Annotated in this window: 1 pseudogene; it reads left to right on the top strand. The window is 54.9% G+C overall.

The window, feature by feature from the left end:
• Positions 1-226: pseudogene (locus KJQ96_RS42610) on the top strand (methyltransferase); the annotation flags it as partial.

Here is a 226-nt window from a genome sequence, read left to right as displayed (position 1 = left end):
CCGAGCAACGTCGGGCAGCCTGAAGACAAGTTCCCCCTTGAGGTGATATTCTGCGAGTCATGCAGTCTCGTTCAGGTGAGCGAAACGATCCCCCCGGAAGTTTTATTTGGGAGGGATTATCCCTATTTCTCGTCCTTTCTGCCGGAGCTTCTCGAGCATAGCCGTCATCATGCGCTTGCACTGCTGCAGACTTATGCGCTTGGACGTGACAGCCTGGTCGTGGAAG

The sequence above is a fragment of the Bradyrhizobium sp. sGM-13 genome (assembly GCF_018398875.1).
Classification (GTDB): Bacteria; Pseudomonadota; Alphaproteobacteria; order Rhizobiales; family Xanthobacteraceae; genus Bradyrhizobium.
Note: the sequence above shows the minus strand (reverse complement) of the source record. Positions and strands in the feature narration are given on the sequence as shown.